General features: G+C 66.7%; 17 protein-coding genes. 8 read left to right on the top strand and 9 right to left on the bottom strand.

The features are described from left to right. Window positions 1-232 precede the first annotated feature (232 nt). The 6 genes from AC1POX_RS17745 to AC1POX_RS17720 are packed head-to-tail and all read left to right on the top strand — an operon-like array spanning window position 233 to window position 4,188. Window positions 233-1,129 (top strand): TPM domain-containing protein, encoded by an 897-nt coding sequence (locus AC1POX_RS17745; RefSeq protein WP_372356432.1) that lies wholly within the window; start codon window positions 233-235, stop codon window positions 1,127-1,129. Next, the gene (locus AC1POX_RS17740; protein ID WP_011346473.1) at window positions 1,129-1,620 is read left to right on the top strand and encodes a TPM domain-containing protein; all 492 of its coding nucleotides are present in this window, start codon (window positions 1,129-1,131) and stop codon (window positions 1,618-1,620) included. The genes AC1POX_RS17745 and AC1POX_RS17740 overlap by 1 nt, the downstream gene beginning before the upstream one ends. Window positions 1,621-1,674: 54 nt before the next feature. Beyond that, window positions 1,675-2,565, top strand: a complete 891-nt coding sequence (lgt, locus tag AC1POX_RS17735) for a prolipoprotein diacylglyceryl transferase (RefSeq protein WP_008576385.1) — start codon at window positions 1,675-1,677, stop codon at window positions 2,563-2,565. Beyond that, entirely contained in the window at window positions 2,562-3,356 is a 795-nt protein-coding gene (locus AC1POX_RS17730) for a thymidylate synthase (protein WP_372356431.1), read from the top strand. The genes lgt and AC1POX_RS17730 overlap by 4 nt, the downstream gene beginning before the upstream one ends. A gap of 53 nt (window positions 3,357-3,409) precedes the next feature. Beyond that, window positions 3,410-3,697 carry a hypothetical protein gene (locus tag AC1POX_RS17725; protein ID WP_011346476.1) on the top strand — a complete coding sequence of 96 codons (288 nt, stop codon included), beginning with the start codon at window positions 3,410-3,412 and terminating at the stop codon, window positions 3,695-3,697. Next, entirely contained in the window at window positions 3,694-4,188 is a 495-nt protein-coding gene (locus AC1POX_RS17720) for a dihydrofolate reductase (protein WP_011346477.1), read from the top strand. Before AC1POX_RS17725 ends, AC1POX_RS17720 begins: the two co-directional genes overlap by 4 nt. Window positions 4,189-4,239: 51 nt before the next feature. On the opposite strand, the gene AC1POX_RS17715 is transcribed toward AC1POX_RS17720, so the two are convergent. The 9 genes from AC1POX_RS17715 to AC1POX_RS17675 form a co-directional block, all read right to left on the bottom strand. Further along, complete coding sequence (locus tag AC1POX_RS17715) at window positions 4,240-5,196, bottom strand: symmetrical bis(5'-nucleosyl)-tetraphosphatase (protein ID WP_011346478.1); 957 nt, start codon at window positions 5,194-5,196, stop codon at window positions 4,240-4,242. A gap of 28 nt (window positions 5,197-5,224) precedes the next feature. Next, the gene (gene apaG, locus AC1POX_RS17710) at window positions 5,225-5,608 is read right to left on the bottom strand and encodes a Co2+/Mg2+ efflux protein ApaG (protein ID WP_007965232.1); all 384 of its coding nucleotides are present in this window, start codon (window positions 5,606-5,608) and stop codon (window positions 5,225-5,227) included. A gap of 36 nt (window positions 5,609-5,644) precedes the next feature. Beyond that, entirely contained in the window at window positions 5,645-6,433 is a 789-nt protein-coding gene (gene rsmA / locus AC1POX_RS17705; protein ID WP_008576393.1) for a 16S rRNA (adenine(1518)-N(6)/adenine(1519)-N(6))-dimethyltransferase RsmA, read from the bottom strand. A 118-nt stretch (window positions 6,434-6,551) separates the two neighbouring features. Beyond that, a complete protein-coding gene (gene pdxA / locus AC1POX_RS17700; RefSeq protein WP_014089436.1) occupies window positions 6,552-7,523 on the bottom strand; it encodes a 4-hydroxythreonine-4-phosphate dehydrogenase PdxA in 972 nt (323 codons plus the stop codon). A 19-nt stretch (window positions 7,524-7,542) separates the two neighbouring features. Next, window positions 7,543-8,934, bottom strand: coding sequence for a peptidylprolyl isomerase (locus tag AC1POX_RS17695; protein ID WP_372356430.1), 1,392 nt, complete (start codon window positions 8,932-8,934; stop codon window positions 7,543-7,545). Further along, window positions 8,931-11,354 (bottom strand): LPS-assembly protein LptD, encoded by a 2,424-nt coding sequence (gene lptD / locus AC1POX_RS17690; RefSeq protein WP_074053464.1) that lies wholly within the window; start codon window positions 11,352-11,354, stop codon window positions 8,931-8,933. Before lptD ends, AC1POX_RS17695 begins: the two co-directional genes overlap by 4 nt. A gap of 128 nt (window positions 11,355-11,482) precedes the next feature. Further along, window positions 11,483-12,391: a histone deacetylase family protein gene (locus AC1POX_RS17685; RefSeq protein ID WP_008576401.1), complete on the bottom strand. Its 909-nt coding sequence runs from the start codon at window positions 12,389-12,391 to the stop codon at window positions 11,483-11,485. Window positions 12,392-12,428: 37 nt separating this feature from the next. Further along, window positions 12,429-12,986 (bottom strand): cob(I)yrinic acid a,c-diamide adenosyltransferase, encoded by a 558-nt coding sequence (locus tag AC1POX_RS17680; protein ID WP_008576403.1) that lies wholly within the window; start codon window positions 12,984-12,986, stop codon window positions 12,429-12,431. A 3-nt stretch (window positions 12,987-12,989) separates the two neighbouring features. Beyond that, the gene (locus AC1POX_RS17675; protein WP_008576405.1) at window positions 12,990-13,568 is read right to left on the bottom strand and encodes a hypothetical protein; all 579 of its coding nucleotides are present in this window, start codon (window positions 13,566-13,568) and stop codon (window positions 12,990-12,992) included. Between the two features lie 340 nt (window positions 13,569-13,908). Here AC1POX_RS17675 and ubiH point away from each other — a divergent pair, with 340 nt between their 5' ends. Both ubiH and AC1POX_RS17665 read left to right on the top strand, forming a co-directional pair. Then, a complete protein-coding gene (ubiH, locus tag AC1POX_RS17670; protein WP_008572568.1) occupies window positions 13,909-15,117 on the top strand; it encodes a 2-octaprenyl-6-methoxyphenyl hydroxylase in 1,209 nt (402 codons plus the stop codon). Beyond that, window positions 15,114-16,295, top strand: a complete 1,182-nt coding sequence (locus tag AC1POX_RS17665; RefSeq protein WP_136733626.1) for a UbiH/UbiF family hydroxylase — start codon at window positions 15,114-15,116, stop codon at window positions 16,293-16,295. The genes ubiH and AC1POX_RS17665 overlap by 4 nt, the downstream gene beginning before the upstream one ends. Window positions 16,296-16,343: the final 48 nt, after the last annotated feature.

Raw genomic sequence — 16,343 nt, 5'->3', positions numbered from 1 at the left:
CATCAGCCCGAATCTGCGACCAAGCCAACAGACCGTGTCGAGGCGAGAGCTAGCTCTCCCATCGGGGAAGGGCTTGGTGAGGGTAGGTCGCCAGGCTTTGCAGTCGTTCGACCAGCCGCGGATTCGCTTCAGGCGCACACGTTCTCTGTAAGAGGCAATCTCCCGCAGGGAAGAAGCAATCGCAAAACCCCGCGCTGATGGACGATCGGCGCGCATCAGGTAGGAGTTGGCAATGCGACGAATGTGTTTGCGAGTGGTGTGGATGATGGCGTTGCTGCTGCCGGCATCGCTGCTGGCGCAGGAGTTGGCTGCCATCCCGCCGCTGCGCTCGCCGGTGGTCGACGTCACCGGCACCCTGGATGCGGCGCAGATCCAGCAACTCAAGCAACAGGCGCTGGCCTTGCAGCAGCGCAAGGGCGCGCAGTTGCAGATTTTGATCGTGCCGACCACGCAGCCGGAAGCGATCGAGCAATACACCCAGCGCGTGTTCGACCAATGGAAGATCGGTCGCAAGGGCGTGGACGACGGCGTGCTGCTGCTGGTGGCCAAGGACGACCGCCGCGTCCGCATCCAGCCGGGTTACGGCCTGGAAGGCGCCATTCCGGACATCACCGCCAACCGCATCATCCAGGAGTATCTGGCGCCGCGCTTCCGTGAGGGCGATTACGCTGGCGGCATCACGGCGGCGACCGCAACCCTGGCCGGCCTGATCGAGGGCGAGGCCCTGCCGGCGCCGGTCAGCGGGCATGCCGAGGGCGGCAACGGCGCGGGCGGCGGTGGCTGGATCATGGCGCTGTTCATCGGCTTCGTGGTGGCCATGGTGGCGCGAGGCATCCTGGGCGCGCTACCGCGCCCGCTGCGCGCCGTGCTGACCGGCGTTGCCGCCGGCGGTGCGGCGTTGCTGTTGACGTCGTTGCTGCTGGCCAGTGCGGGCGCGGCGCTGATCGGCCTGCTGGCCGGCCTGTCCTCCGGCTCGCCCGGCCGCTTTGTCGGTGGCGGAGGCTGGGGCGGCGGCTTCGGCGGCTTCGGTGGATTTGGCGGCGGCGGCCGCGGCGGTTTCGGCGGCGGTGGTGGCTGGGGCGGTGGCGGCGGGTCATCAGGAGGCGGTGGCGCCTCGGGGAGCTGGTAATGCGGTGGCTCAGGCATATCTTCGCGCCCTCGGCGCAGCGCACTTTTCCAGCCGCATGCATGGACGCCATTGCGGCGGCGGTGACCGCGAGCGAGCGCTCGCACACCGGCCAGATCATGGTCGCGGTCGAGGCCGACCTGCCGCTGGAGGCGTTGTGGCGCGGGCACAGCGCGCGGCAGCGCGCCGAGCAGGCTTTCGCCCAGCTGCGGACCTGGGATACCGAAGCCAACAACGGGGTGCTGATTTACCTGCTGCTGGCCGACCACGCCATCGAGGTGGTGGCAGACCGCGGTCTGCGCAGCCGGGTGCCGGAAGCGCGCTGGGCAGAGGTGTGCCGGCGCATGCAGCAATTCCTGCGCGAAGGCCAGCACGAAGCGGCTGTCCTGGCCGGCATCGAGGCGGTGACTGAACTGTTGGCCGAGCAGTTCCCGGCCACAGACGGCGCGCAGCATGAAGACGAGCTACCTGACCGGCCGCGGATTTTAGGCTGAGCGCGTCCGAGGTGTCAGAATAGCGGCCTCGCTTGTTTGTGATACGCGGTCCGCATGATCTATCTGCACGCCATCGACCCCATCGCCTTCTCGCTCGGCCCGGTGCAGGTGCACTGGTACGGCTTGATGTATTTGGCGGCGTTTTTCTCGGCCTGGGCGCTGGGCCGTTCGCGCATCCTGCGCGGTCGCCTGCCCGGGGTAGACATGGATGGTTTTTCCGACCTGCTGTTCTACGGCATGCTCGGCGTGGTGTTGGGGGGGCGCATCGGCTACATGCTGTTCTATGCGTTCGAGACCTTCCTGGCCAACCCGCTGATCCTGTTCAAGGTCTGGGAAGGCGGCATGAGCTTCCACGGCGGCCTGCTTGGCGTGTTGATCGCCTGCTGGCTGTGGGCGCGCAAGCACCGGTTGCACTTCTTCGATGTGATGGACTTTGTCGCCCCGCTGGTGCCGCTGGGTCTTGGTTTCGGGAGGCTCGGCAATTTCGTCGGCGGCGAATTGTGGGGAAAATTCACCCAGGCCGGCTGGGGCGTGATCTTTCCGCACGCGCCGGAACTGGCGGACCGGTTGCCCGCGCAGATCCAGGCGCAGTACGCCGCCGGCGCGTTGAACCAGTTCGCACGCCACCCATCGCAGCTCTATGAAGCTGCACTGGAAGGCGTGGTGATGTTCGTGGTGTTGTGGACGTTCTCCATGAAGCCGCGCTCACGGTATGCGGTCTCTGGCCTGTTTGCGTTGCTGTATGGCGTGTTCCGTTTCATCGTCGAATTCGTGCGCGTGCCCGACGCGCCGATCGGCTACCTGGCCTTCAATTGGCTGACGATGGGCCAGATTCTGAGCCTGCCGTTGATTGCGGTTGGCCTGGTGCTGCTGGCGATGTCGCGCCGCGCGCCGGTGTTGCAGCCGGTGCTGCCGGCGCCCGCAGGCGTGGAGGCTGCCAAGTGAAGCCGTACCTGGAGTTGTTGCAGCACGTGCTGCAACACGGCGCAGAAAAGTCCGACCGCACCGGTACCGGCACGCGCAGCGTGTTCGGCTGGCAGATGCGCTTCGATCTCAACGACGGCTTCCCGTTGGTGACCACCAAGAAACTGCACCTGCGCTCGATCATCCATGAGTTGCTGTGGTTCCTGAAGGGCGACACCAATATCGGCTACCTCAGCGACAACCAGGTACGCATCTGGGACGAGTGGGCCGACGACAACGGCGATCTCGGTCCGGTGTACGGCAAACAGTGGCGGCGCTGGACCGGCCCGGACGGTGTCGAAATCGACCAGGTGCAGTGGCTGGTGGATGAAATCAAGCGCAATCCGGATTCGCGTCGGCTGGTGATCAGCGCCTGGAATGTCGGCGAGCTGCCGCAGATGGCGCTGATGCCGTGCCACAGCCTGTTCCAGTTCTATGTGGTGAACGGCAGGCTCAGTTGCCAGCTCTATCAGCGCAGCGGCGACATCTTCCTGGGCGTGCCGTTCAATATCGCCAGCTATGCGCTGCTGACGCATATGGTGGCGCAGGCCACCGGCCTGGGCGTTGGCGATTTCGTGCACACGCTGGGCGATGCGCACTTGTATTCCAATCATTTCGAGCAGGCACGCGAGCAACTGACGCGCACGCCGCGCGCGCTGCCCACCTTGCGTTTGAATCCCGAGGTCACCGACCTGTTCGGGTTCCGCTTCGAAGACATCGCCATCGAAGGTTATGACCCGCATCCGGCGATCAAGGCGCCGGTGGCGGTGTGACGAGCGAGTTGCGGCATTGTCCGCCGGTATCCACTTGAGACGGCAGCACTGTGATGGCCAAGCATTCGATCAAGGCACGGGAAAAACTGGCTGATTCGCTTATGGCAATGCAGGCCAGCCTGTTTGTGAATCTCACGAGCATCCTGCTCATCGCACCGATCGGCTTTTTCGGTATTGCCTTGTACAAGGGTGAACCCCTGCAGCTGACGAACGTCTTCGGCGGGCAGTCTTCGGCGGCGCTGGCGGTGATTGCCGTGTTGTACCTTGCGGCTTTCTGCCTTGGAATGATGGGCCGGCACGCCGCGATGAAAATCTACGACACGCTGTATCCGGACCGATGAAACTGACCCTGATCGTGGCCTTCGACCGCAACAACGCCATCGGTCGCGATAACGAGCTGCCGTGGAAGCTGCCCGATGATCTCAAGCGCTTCAAGGCGCTGACGCTGGGCAAGCCGATCCTGATGGGGCGCAAGACGGCGCAATCGCTGGGGCGTGCATTGCCGGGGCGGTTGAATCTGGTGCTGACCCGCTCGGGGCAGGTGCCGTTCGACGGCATGCAGGCGGTCGCATCGGTGGAGCAGGCGATCGAACGCGCCGTGCAGGAGGGGGCGCAGGAGCTGTGCGTGATCGGTGGCGGGGAGGTGTATCGCCTGACCATGGAACGCGCCGATCTGCTGGCCGTGACCGAAGTGGACACCGCGGTGGATGGCGCCGATACGCACTTCCCGCCGATCGACCCTGCGGTGTGGTCGCCGGCGAGGCGCGAGTTACATGCTGCCGACGCCCGGCATGCCCATGCGTTTTCGTTCGTGGATTACGAACGCCGCTGAGCGATGCAGGGTCGCGCCCGGCACCGCGATGGCGACGGGCGCCTCGCGCGCTCAGTCCTGTGGCGTATCGACTGACGGCTTGGGGCCGGCCGCTGCGTTCCCCGCATTGCCGCGGTTGCCGCGCGAGCGCTGACGCCCCTGACGCTCACGTGGACGCCGCGGTGCGCGTGCGACCGGTGCCGGCCCGGTCACTTCCCGTCCGGGCACCTGCACCACGCGCAGCTCCTCGCTATCCAGCTGCAACGCCGTGAGCTTGCCGCCCCAGACCGCGCCGGTATCGATCGCATGCACACCCTGGGTGATCGTCAGGCCCAGTGCGGACCAATGCCCGCAGACGATCTTCAGGTCGCGCTCGACCCGTCCCGGCACTTCGAACCAGGGATACAGGCCCTGTGCCTGCGTCCCCGGCGTGCCCTTGTCGTCGGTGGCGATGCGCCCACGCGGGGTGCAGTAGCGCATGCGGGTGAACAGGTTGATGATGGCCCGGCTGCGGTCGTAGCCGCTCAGGCCCGGCGACCAGCCCGGCTGGTCGCCGTACATATTGCGCAGCAGCTTGCGATAGCCGCCGCCCTGCAGTTGCTGCTCGACCTCGCGTGCATGCTTTTCGGCCATCTGCGTGGTCCACTTCGGCGCCAGCCCGGCATGGATCATCATCCAGCCCAGGGTGCGGTCCACGTGCGCCAGCTTCTGCATGCGTAGCCAGTCCAGCAACGCATCGCGATCTTCGGCCATCACGATGCGCAGCAGATCCGGGTTGACCTTGCGCTGCTCTTCTTCCGAACGCGCACCGATCGCCAGCAGCGACAGGTCGTGATTGCCCAGCACCACTACGCTGTGCGCGCGCAGGGAATGCACCAGGCGCAGCGTTTCCAGCGATTGCCCGCCGCGGTTGACCAGATCGCCGCAGAACCACAGCGTGTCCTGGGCGGGGTCGAAATTGATCTTCTCCAGCAACCGCTGGGTGATGTCGTAGCACCCTTGCAGGTCGCCGATGGCCCAGACGCTCATTGCGCGCGCTCCCTTACTCCGGTATTCATCAGTGCAGCGTCCTGGGCACGCTCAGCACGAAGGCGGCGATCGGAGCGATAAATTCGGTGCCATCGTCGGCCACCATGTCGTAGTGGCCCTGCATCTGTCCCTGCTCGGTCTCCAGCAGTACGCCGGAGGTGTAATGGAAAGCTTCGCCCGGTCGCAGCCACGGCTGTTCGCCGACCACGCCTTCGCCATCCACCTGCTCGGTGCGCCCGTTGCCATCGGTGATCTGCCAATGACGCGCGATCAGGCGCGCAGGCACCGCGCCCGCATTCTGGATGCGGATGCTGTAGGCAAAGGCGTAGCGGCCTTCGTCCGGGGTGGATTGATGGGCGAGGAAGCGGGGCGATACCTCGACCTCGACGCGGTAGCGCGGATCATCTTGCATGGCGAAAGTCTAAATAAAACGGTGTGGGAGCGGCGCTCAAGCCAGCTCGACATTGGCCAGCCGGATGAAATCCGCGACCTCCAGTTGTTCGGCGCGTGCATCCGGGCGCACCTGCGCGGCGTCGAAATGGGCCGGTTCGCAAATGGTGGACAAGGCATTGCGCAGGGTCTTGCGGCGCTGCCCGAACCCGGCGCGCACCACATCGGCGAAGCGGCGGCGGTCGTTGATCTGCACCGTGGCCGGGTCGCGCGGCACCAGCCGCACCACGGCCGAGTCCACCTTCGGCGGCGGCCGGAATGCGCCCGGCGGCACCACGAACAGCGCAGTCACCTCGCAATACGCCTGCAGCATCACGCTGAGCCGTCCGTACACCTTGCTGCCGGGGCCGGCGGCCATGCGGTCGACCACTTCCTTTTGCAGCATGAAATGCATGTCGGTCACGGCAGCGGCATGGTCCAGCGCATGGAACAGGATCGGCGAGGAGATGTTGTAGGGCAGGTTGCCGACCAGGCGGATTGGCGTGCCATCGGCCAGTGCAGTGAAATCCACGCTGAGCACATCGCGGTGGATGATGCTCAGCGCGCCGATCGGGGCCGCCGCTTCGGTCAACGGCGCGATCAGGTCGCGATCGAATTCGATCACGGTCAGCGCGCCATGCCTGCGCAGCAACGGAAAGGTGATGGCACCCTGGCCCGGGCCGATCTCGACCAGATGCTGGCCGGCGCGCGGGTCTACCGCCTGCACGATGCGGTCGATGTAATACCGGTCGGCAAGAAAGTGCTGGCCAAGCGACTTCTTGGCCGGTGCGCTGAAAGAAGAATTCATCTGCGCAGTTTAACGGAGGCCGCGCCTGCACGCGGTGTCGTTCGCGTGCCCGCCTGGCCTGGCGGATCGGCGGCGTGCGCCATGCGGCATCCCCGCGCCGAGCCAAGCACGCGTGGTGTTAGCGGCGCGCCGCCAATCGGGCGCACAACGCAGTGGCTGCCATCAGGCTGGAGGGGTCTGCGATTCCGCGGCCGGCCAGTTCCAGCGCAGTACCGTGATCCACCGCCACGCGCGGGTAGGGCAGGCCCAGGGTGATATTTACAGCCTGCTCGAAGCCGCTGTACTTGAGCACCGGCAGGCCCTGGTCGTGATACATCGCCACCACCGCGTCGAAACCGCGCAGTTTCTGCGGCAAGAACGCGGTGTCCGCCGGCAGCGGGCCGATCAGCTGCATGCCCTCGCCGCGCAGCTGCTCCAGCAGCGGAATGACGATATCCAGTTCCTCGCGGCCCAGGTGACCGTCTTCGCCGGCATGCGGGTTGAGGCCGAGCACGGCGATGCGCGGGTGCTCCAGGCCGAAGTCGCGCTGCATCGCTGCATGGGTAATGCGCAGGCATTGCAGCAGCGCATCGGCGGTGATCGCATCGGCCACCGCACGCAGCGGCAGATGGGTTGTCACCAGCGCAACGCGCACGATGCTGTTGGCCAGCATCATCACCACCGGGCAACCGGCTTGTTCGGCCAGCAGTTCGGTGGTGCCGGTGTAAGCAATGCCGCCGGCGTTGATCACTGCCTTGTGCACCGGGCCAGTGACGATTCCCTGCAGGCGGCCGGCGAGGCAGTCACCCGCGGCGCTGCGCAGGCCGGCGATCACTGCTGCCGCATTGGCCGGGTCGGGTGCGCCCAAACGCGTGGTCACGGCCTGGCGAACGGGATGCAGCGGCAGGTCGCCGGGCGCACGTGCCGGCTGGTCGGGATCGAGCAGCCGTACAGGCAACGACAGCGCCGTTGCGGCGCTGTGCAGGGTGTCTGGGTCGGCGTAGGCAATCAGATGCGCGTCCGAGCGCGGCTGCTGCGCAAGCCGGATGCATAGCTCCGGCCCGATTCCGGCCGGCTCGCCTGGCACCAGCGCGAGCGACGGGACCATCATGCTATCCGGCTGCCCGGTCTCAGCGCGTCGGCTTTGCCGGCGGCGGCGAAGGCGCTGCCGGGTCTGCCGATTTGGCCGGAGCGGCAGTGGCATTGTCATCGGCGCGGTCGCCGGTGCGGTAGCTCACGTACACTTCGCCACGCAGTTCCTGCAGATAGCGGTTGTACTCTTCTTCCAGCTTGCGGCGACCGATGGTTTCACGCACCTGCGCGCGCTGGTTCTCGGCGCTGACGTCGGTCTGGCGGCTGCCGACGCGCTGCACGATGTGCCAGCCCGCCTGGGTCCGGAACGGTTCGGAGACTGCGCCGTCGGTCAGGCTTTCGACCTGCTTGCCGAAGTCCGGGCCGAACGCATCGGCGGGGAACCAGCCCAGATCGCCACCCTGACCGCGGCTGTTGGTGTCCTCGGAAGACTCCTTGGCCGTCGCCTGGAAATCGGCACCACCAACGATGCGTGCGCGAATCGTATCGATCTTGGCCTTGGCCTGCGCCTCGGTCTGGTTCTCGCCGATCCGCACCAGGATGTGGCGTGCGTGGTACTCGGTGACCATCTTCTTTTCGCCGCCGGCATTGGCGTCGCGCATTTCCACCAGCTTGAGCAACTGGAAGCCGCTCGGGCCGCGCAGCGGTCCGGCCACCTGGCCGGGCTGCATGTCGCGGATCAGCTGCGCAAATGCGTTCGGGATTTCATCCAGGCTGCGCCAGCCCAGATCGCCGCCTTCCAGCGCGTTGGGGCTATCGGAATAACGCACCGCAGCGGCCGAAAAATCCAGCTCGCCCTTGTCGATCAAGGCTTTGACGCCATCGACCTTCTTCTGGCCGGTGGCGATCTGCTCGGCAGTTGCCCCTTCCGGCAAGCCGATCAGGATGTGCGCCAGGTGGTACTGGCTACCGGTGGCGGCCTGTTGGGCCAGTGCGGTATCCACTTCGCCTTCGCTCACGCTGATGCGGCTCTGCGCAAAGCTCTGGCGCAGGCGCTGCACGATGATCTCGTCGCGCACCGATGCGCGGAAATCGGCGTAGCCCATCCCGTCGGCTGCCAGCTTCTGGCGCAGGCCGTCCACGGTCGTGCCGTTCTGCTGGGCGATGCTGGCGATGGCGCGGTTGAGTTCTTCGTCGCTGACGCGGATACCGTTGCCATCGGCACGGCTGACCTGCAGCTTGACCAGCACCAGGCGCTCAAGCACCTGCCGCTGCAGCACATCGTCTGGCGGCAGCTGGTTTTCGCGACCGGCATACTGCGACTTGACGTTGCGTACGGCGCGATCGAGCTCGCTCTGCAGCACCACGTCTTCGTCGACGATGGCAGCGATGCGATCCAGCGGCTGGGATTGCTGTGCCGAGGCCAACGGCGAAACCGTGCTGGTGATGGCCAGCAGCGAGGCAAGAACAACAGAGAAAGGCTTGGTCATGGAATCAGGTTCGGATCGTAATCGTCCGGATTGGTCGTGGTGTTGCTGGGCGGGACCAGGTAGAGGTCGTCGCGGTAATAGCCGAGAATAGCACGGCGCAAAGTGCGGTCCGTGTTCTGCCCGAACGAGCTCAAGCCCTTCAGCACGAACTCAATCTGGATCGAGTTGTCCATCTCGCCATCGCGGTTGCGCACGAACCGGCGCACCAGCCCGCGCACCGCCAGGCAGCAGCTGTCCCATTGCACGCCACCGATGATTTCCAGCGGCTTGCGGTCCAGCAGCGAGTAGTAGTACCGACCGACCGCGCTCCAGCTGGGGTTGATCGGGTACAGGAAGGAGAAATCGGCCTGCTTGAGCTGGTCGCTGTTGTCGGTGAGGTTGCGACGGTAGCGATACGCCAGGTTGATGATGCCGTCGTTGTTGAGCAGGTAGCGCGTGCGCAGGCTGGCCAGATCTTCCTTGCGTGAGTTCGGGTTCCACTGGTAGGTGGCGCCCATCGACCAGCGGTCGTTGATCATGTAGTTGGCGTCAGCCACCCAGGCAGACTTGCCCTGTTCGACGGTCTGCTCGCTGCCGGCTGCCGAATTGTTGCTGTTGTTGATGGTGACCAGCGAGTCGCTGAAGTACAGGATCTGGCCCGCGCTCAGCGAGAGCTTTTCGCGGCCGTCGTCCTGGCGCAGCCAGCGCGAGGTCACTGCCAGGGTCAGCTGGTTGGCATCGTTCTGGCGGTCGGCGCCGGTGTAGCGGGTGTCGCGGAACAGCTGCCCGTAGCTGAAGGTGAACGGACGGGTGTCGAACACCGGCAGATCGTCCTGGTCGCGGTACGGCACGTACAGGTAGTACATGCGCGGCTCCAACGTATTGAGATAGTTGGTGCCAAACAGCGAGGTTTCGCGATCGAAGTACAGGCCGGCGTCCAGCGAGGCGATCGGCAGGCTGCGCGTGGGCGTGCGGTTGCCGGTCAGCGGTGCGGTATCGGCCAGCGTGGAATCCAGCTGGTACGCGGTGTAGCGCCACGCCACGGTAGGCGTCAGGAACCATGCTGCGCCCGACAGCGGCATCGAGATGTAGGGCTTGACGTCCAGGCGCGCGCCGCTGCCGTATTGCTTGTTGCGGATATTGGTACGGACGTACTCGTCGCCATTGTTGTTGTTGGCGTTCGGGATGAAATTCACCTGGTACGAATCGTCGTGGGTGAAGCGCACTGCCTCGGCATAGATACCGGCCTCGAAAATGCCCAGCGGCTTTTCCCAGGTGAAATACGCGCGCGGCTGCCGGTTATAGGGCAGGGCCTGCTCGTCCAGCGTGTAGTCGGTGAGCTGCCAACGGTCGGCCATCAGGCCCGCGGTCCAGGTCTCGCCGGTGCCGTAGATGCCCACGGTGCTCTGCAGGCTGGAGGCCGAGCCCATGCCGTTGATGCGGCTGGTGAAATCTTCCACGTAGCGCGTGTCGCTGACCCAGGAGATGCTGCTGCGCGCCTGCCAATTGCTGTTGACGTTGTGGTAGCCGCTGTAGAACACGCTGCCACGGTCCTTGTCGCGCAACTTGTCGTTGGGCAGGTAGTTGCCGGTGACTTCGCCGCGACCGCCCTCGTACAGGTACCGGAATTCGGTGCCGAACATGAAACCGCGCTTGCTCATGTAGCGCGGCAACAACGTGGCGTCGTAGTTCGGCGCCAGGTTCAGATAGATCGGCTGCAGGTAGTCGAAGCCGTTACGGCCGGACAGACCGAATTGCGGAAACAGCAGGCCGGTCTGGCGGCGGTCGTCGATCGGGAACTTGAACCACGGGAAGTACAGCACCGGCACCTTGCCGATCTGCAGCACCGCGTTGCGCGCGGTACCGAAACCTTCCTCGTTGTCGACGTCGATCTCCGGCGCGCGAACGCGCCAGATCGGCTGCGAGGGGTCGCAGGTGGTGTACGTGGACCGATGCATCTGCCCGACCTGGCCCTGCAGGTCCACCGATTCGGCGTCGCCATTGCCGCGGCGCTCCACCAACTGGTACTGGATGTTGGTGACCTTGTGGGTGTCGGTGTCCTGATTGCCCTCGGCGCGGTCGGCGACCATGCGGAAAGAGGTGTCCTGGTAGCGGACATTGCCTTCGGCGATGTAGTTGCCGGTTTCGGTGTCCATGCGCAGGTTGTCGGCACCCAGGAACTGGTCGCCGCGCTTCAACGCAACATTGCCTTGGTATTGCGGGGTGGTGCTGGTGCCGGAGAGTTGGTCGCCTTCGATGTCGGTCGGCAACTGCTGGCGCATTTCTGCGGCCTTGGGGTCGGCGGCGGGGGCGCCGTCGAAGCCGGGTAGCGGGTCTACGGCCGGGCACAGTCCCCAGTTCAACGGCTTGTCGGCAGCCATGGCCGGGAGGCAGATGGCGATGCTCAAAGGCAGGGGCAGCAGGCGGAGAGCTCGGCGCACGCGTGGGTTCAACCAATAAAATGGCGACTAGCTTGCCGCATACCCCGCATAGGGGCAATGAAGAGCGCCGGCGCCGGGAGGGCGAGGTTCATCGCACTCGGTGACGCGACCGGCGCCCTGGCCGGGGTTCAGCGCAGCGCTGCCACGTGCGCCACGCTGCTTTCGCGCAGCGCCTGCAGGTCGTAGCCGCCTTCCAGCATCGAGACCACGCGGCCGCGTGCATGGCGGTCGGCGAGTGTGCGCAGCGCGCCGGTGAGCCAGGCGAAATCGTCGTCGTCCAGCATCAGGTCGGCCAGTGGGTCGCGCAGATGCGCATCGAAGCCGGCGGAGATCAGGATCAATTGCGGGCGGAAGGCATCGACGAGCGGCAGCATCTCGTCTTCCCAGACATTACGGAAGCGCAGCCCGTCGCTGCCCGGTGGCAGCAGCAGGTTGTGGATATTGCCGACGCCGCGCTCGTACACGCTGCCCGAATGCGGATACAGCCCGGACTGGTGGGTGCTCAGGTACTGCACGGTGGGGTCGCGTTCGAAGATCGCCTGGGTGCCGTTACCGTGATGGACGTCGAAATCCACGATGGTGATGCGTTCCAGCCCATGCCGGTCGCGGGCGTGGGCGGCGGCCACGGCGATGTTGTTGAACAGGCAAAATCCCATCGACACCTGTGCGGTGGCGTGGTGACCGGGCGGACGCACGGCGCAGAAGGCGGTGCGGGCCTGGTCCTGCATCACCGCATCGACCGCGGCGATGCCGGCGCCTGCGGCGCGCAAGGCGGCCGCGCGCGAGGCCGGCACCATGCGTGTATCCACGTCCAGCTGACGATAGCCGTCGAAGGCGGTTTCCAGCACCGCATCCACCTGCTCGCGCTCGTGCACGCGGCACAGGTCGCCCAGCTTGGCCAACGGCGCTTCGCGCCAGTCCAGATCTGGGAATGCGCCGCGCAGGGCCTGGACGACCGCTTCCAGGCGGGCGGGGCTCTCCGGGTGCTCAGGGCCGGCGTCGTGACCGAGGCAGGCGGGATGGGTAAAGACCAACATGGGCAACTCTAGCCTCTGTGCCGACCCGGGCACATGCTCAACCGCGTCGGCGGTCGTGCCGCCACAGGACTTCCTGCCGACCATCGGCACGCGCCAGCACGCGCGCCAACACGAACAGCAGGTCGGACAAGCGGTTGAGATAGCCGATCGCCTCGCTGCGTACCGCTTCCTGGCGCGACAGCGCAACGGTCTCGCGCTCGGCCCGGCGCACGATGGTGCGGGCCAGATGGCAGCGCGCGGCGGCCTCACCGCCGGCCGGCAAGATGAATTCCTGCAGTGCGGGCAGCGTCTGGTTGAAGGCGTCCAGCTGCGTCTCCAGCGCCTGGATGTCGGCCGCGTCGATGGCCGCGTGGCCGGGGATGCAGAGCTCGCCGCCCAGGTCGAACAACTGGTGCTGCACGGTGGTCAGCAGTGCGGCGATCGGCTCCGGCACACCGGGGGCGGCCAGCAGCACGCCGATGGCCGAATTGGCTTCGTCCACGGTGCCGTAGGCATTGACGCGCAACGCATCCTTGCCGGTCCGGCTGCCGTCGCCCAGGCCGGTGCTGCCGTCGTCGCCGGTCCGCGTATAGATACGAGAGAGTCGATTGCCCATGGCTTAGCCGGCGTAGGGCTGGCGACGCGGTGCGGACAGGCGCTCGGCAGCCACCTGGATCACCGCGGCGGCCGCCACGTACAGCGCGGCACTGCGCAGATAGGGCCCCAGCCAGTCGGTGTAATTCTTGAACCAGCCGGCCACGGTCGGGTCGGCCACGCTGGCGCTGATCCAGTAGAAGCTGCCCTGGGCGATCAGCTGGCACAACGCCACGGCGATCAGCAGGGCCGGCACCAGCCGCGCCAGCGCGCTCCACTGTGCGCCATGATAGTGCCGGCGCAGCCACATGCCGCCGGCCCACAGCGCGAAATACGCCGGGATCAGGCACCAGTAGGCCGGCGACACGCAGTAGTGCTGCCAGAAGCTCAGGCCCTGGCCGGTGATCACCAGCCAGTCCACCGCCACGGCCAGCAGCATCAGCAGTGGAAATGCCAGCTTGGTGCGCGCAGCCAGATGAAATCCGCCGATGAAGAACACCGCCCAGGACGCATCCGGAACCGGCGCGAAGTGATTGATCCGCGTGGCTGCCATCAATACGGCGAGCAGACTCAGAATCAGGGTGTCGTGCGAGCGAGAAGTCATGCGCGGAGCGGGCCGGATTACAGGCCCTGGAGTGTAGCGTGGAAGTGGTGCTGCCCGCGGCTTGGGCACGGCAGCTGCAGAACGAGTGCGCAGTGCCAGGCGCGCGTGGGCGGCGCCCGGAATCGGCCTGCACCACGCCTAGATCGCCGCGTCCGGGTGCGCCGTCCGCGCCCGCCCTGCGACTGCCCGCCACGCTGTGCCAGCCGCTGCATGCGTTTTGGGGAGCGCGTGACGCGCTGCGCTGCGTGCGAGCCGGGCAAGGCGCAGGTGGGCAGCGGGCGCGGCAGATGTCCCGCCCTTTGGCGGCAACGCGCAGGGGGCGAAGGCTTATCATGTGGGAATGACACATCCCCATGACGTTCTGATCGTTGGCGGCGGCCTGGTCGGCTCCAGCCTTGCGATTGCGCTGGACCGCCTCGGCCTGGATGTCGGGCTGGTGGAGGCCACCCCGGCCGGCACGCCGCCGGCAGTGTTTGATCAACGCAACCTCAGTTTCGCCGCGGCCACGGTGAACGCGCTGGGTGCGCTCGGGGTGATGGCCAAGCTGCGCAGCCCGCCCGGGCCGATCCGGCGCATCCATGTCAGCCGCGCCGGGGACTTCGGCCGCGTGCAACTGGACGCGGCCGATTACGGCCGCGACGCCTTCGGCCAGGTGGTGGTGGCACGCGACTTCGGCGATGCCTTGCAGACCCGTCTGGACGAACTGACCCATCTGCGGCGTTACCGGCCTGCGCGGTGCATCGGCATAGAGCCGGTGCAGGACGACGTGCGCGCGGTGCGCCTGGCCACCGATGCGGGCGAGCAACGTGTGCAGGCCAGACTGGTGGTCGGCGCCGATGGCAGCCATAGCGCGGTGCGCGAGCTGCTGCACATCGGTACCGATGCCCACGATTTCCTGCAGACCCTGTTCGTGGCGCGCGTGCGTGCGTCACGACCGCCCGATGGCACGGCCTGGGAGCGTTTTGGCGAACATGGGCCAACTGCGCTGTTGCCACGCGGCGACCGCCATTACGGTGCGATCCACTGCGTGGCGCGCGCCGAGGCCGAGGCCGTGGCTGCGCTCGATGACGCCGGCTGGCTGGCGCGCCTGCAGCGTGCCGCCGGCTGGCGTGCCGGGCGCTTCGTCGCCACCGGCGAGCGCAGTGCCTATCCGCTGGTGCAGGTGCTGGCCAACAGCCTCATCGCCGAGCGCGTGGTGCTGTTGGGCAATGCCGCGCAGACGCTGCATCCGATCGGTGCGCAGGGCTTCAACCTGGGGCTGCGCGATGCGCTGACGCTGGCCGAATTGATCGAGCACGATCGCAGCGATGCCGGTGCCGGTGCGTTGCTGGCCGAGTATCTGGCGCGGCGGCGGGTGGACCGCGAGCACACCATCGGGTTTTCCAGCGGTCTGGCGCGGCTCACCGGCAACCCGGCGCCGTTGCTGCGGCCGTTGCGTAGCCTGGGCTTGTTTGCCACGTCGCAGGCGGCCCCGCTGCAATCGATGCTGGTGGGCGGTGCCATGGGCTTTCGTGGCGATGTGCCGCAGCTGTGCCGGAGCAGCGCATGAGCCGGCGCAGCACGCGTGATGCGGTGATCGTCGGCGGTGGCGTCGTCGGCGCCGCCTGCGCGCTGGCGTTGAACGATGCCGGCCTGAGCGTTGCCCTGGTCGAAGGGCGTGAGCCTGTCCGCTGGCACGCCGATCTCCCCGATCTGCGTGTCTATGCCTTCGCCGCCGACAACGCTGCGTTGCTCGACAGCCTGGGCGTGTGGAATGCGGTGCGTGCCGCGCGTGTGCAGCCTTACCGGCGCATGCGGGTCTGGGATGCCGGTGGCGGTGGCGAGCTGGGCTTCGACGCGGACACGCTGGGACGCGAGCAACTGGGATGGATCATCGAAAACGACGTGCTGGTGGACCGCTTGTGGGCCGCCGTGCATGCGGCCGGCATCGAAGTGCATTGCCCGGCACGCGTGGTCGAACTGGAGCAGGACACCGCCAGCGTGCGCCTGCGCCTGGACGATGGCAGCCGGCTGGAAGCGGCAATGGCCATTGCCGCCGATGGTGCAGCCTCCACCCTGCGTGAACTCGCCGGGCTGCCGGTCTCCCGGCATGCCTACGCACAGCGCGGCGTGGTTGCCTTCGTGGAAACCGAGCACCCGCATCAGGCCACCGCCTGGCAGCGCTTTCTGACCACCGGGCCGCTGGCCTTCCTGCCGTTCGCCGATGGCCGCAGTTCGATCGTGTGGACCTTGCCGGATGCCGACGCCGAGCGCGTGCTGGCGCTGGACGATGCCGATTTCTCGCGCGAGTTGACCCAGGCCTTTGCCGCGCGCCTGGGCGAGGTGCGCGTGGTGTCGGCACGCACTGCCTTCCCGCTGCAACGGCAGCTGGTGCAGCAGTACGTCAGCGGCCGCGTGCTGACCCTGGGCGATGCCGCGCATGTGGTGCATCCGCTGGCCGGGCAGGGCGTCAACCTGGGCCTGCGCGATGTGGCGGCATTGCGGCAGAGCGTGCGCGAGGCGATGGCCAAACGTGCCGATTGGGCCGCGCCGCATCGCCTGCAACGCTGGGCACGTACCCGGCGCAGCGAGAACACCGTGGCCGCCTACGGCTTCGATGCGATCAATACGGTGTTTTCCAACGACGAAATGCACCTGACCTTGTTGCGCGGATCGGTATTGGGCCTGGCCGGCACGTTGCCGCCGTTGGTCGATGCGCTGTGGAAGCGCGCCTCCGGCGGCGCATGAGCCAATCGCACCCGTCGCCGGAATCGGCGTCGGCGGCTGTCTGTCATG

It is taken from the genome of Xanthomonas sp. NCPPB 3442 (assembly GCF_056725145.1).
Note: the sequence above shows the minus strand (reverse complement) of the source record. Positions and strands in the feature narration are given on the sequence as shown.

What these genes read in the sequence shown, in the direction of transcription:
- AC1POX_RS17745 (WP_372356432.1), top strand. Translation starts at nt 233, where the DNA reads ATGCGACGAATGTGTTTGCGAGTGGTGTGGATGATGGCGTTGCTGCTG.
- AC1POX_RS17740 (WP_011346473.1), top strand. Translation starts at nt 1,129, where the DNA reads ATGCGGTGGCTCAGGCATATCTTCGCGCCCTCGGCGCAGCGCACTTTT.
- lgt (WP_008576385.1), top strand. Translation starts at nt 1,675, where the DNA reads ATGATCTATCTGCACGCCATCGACCCCATCGCCTTCTCGCTCGGCCCG.
- AC1POX_RS17725 (WP_011346476.1), top strand. Translation starts at nt 3,410, where the DNA reads ATGGCCAAGCATTCGATCAAGGCACGGGAAAAACTGGCTGATTCGCTT.
- AC1POX_RS17720 (WP_011346477.1), top strand. Translation starts at nt 3,694, where the DNA reads ATGAAACTGACCCTGATCGTGGCCTTCGACCGCAACAACGCCATCGGT.
- AC1POX_RS17715 (WP_011346478.1), bottom strand. Translation starts at nt 5,196, where the DNA reads ATGAGCGTCTGGGCCATCGGCGACCTGCAAGGGTGCTACGACATCACC.
- apaG (WP_007965232.1), bottom strand. Translation starts at nt 5,608, where the DNA reads ATGCAAGATGATCCGCGCTACCGCGTCGAGGTCGAGGTATCGCCCCGC.
- rsmA (WP_008576393.1), bottom strand. Translation starts at nt 6,433, where the DNA reads ATGAATTCTTCTTTCAGCGCACCGGCCAAGAAGTCGCTTGGCCAGCAC.
- pdxA (WP_014089436.1), bottom strand. Translation starts at nt 7,523, where the DNA reads ATGATGGTCCCGTCGCTCGCGCTGGTGCCAGGCGAGCCGGCCGGAATC.
- AC1POX_RS17695 (WP_372356430.1), bottom strand. Translation starts at nt 8,934, where the DNA reads ATGACCAAGCCTTTCTCTGTTGTTCTTGCCTCGCTGCTGGCCATCACC.
- AC1POX_RS17685 (WP_008576401.1), bottom strand. Translation starts at nt 12,391, where the DNA reads ATGTTGGTCTTTACCCATCCCGCCTGCCTCGGTCACGACGCCGGCCCT.
- AC1POX_RS17680 (WP_008576403.1), bottom strand. Translation starts at nt 12,986, where the DNA reads ATGGGCAATCGACTCTCTCGTATCTATACGCGGACCGGCGACGACGGC.
- AC1POX_RS17675 (WP_008576405.1), bottom strand. Translation starts at nt 13,568, where the DNA reads ATGACTTCTCGCTCGCACGACACCCTGATTCTGAGTCTGCTCGCCGTA.
- ubiH (WP_008572568.1), top strand. Translation starts at nt 13,909, where the DNA reads ATGACACATCCCCATGACGTTCTGATCGTTGGCGGCGGCCTGGTCGGC.
- AC1POX_RS17665 (WP_136733626.1), top strand. Translation starts at nt 15,114, where the DNA reads ATGAGCCGGCGCAGCACGCGTGATGCGGTGATCGTCGGCGGTGGCGTC.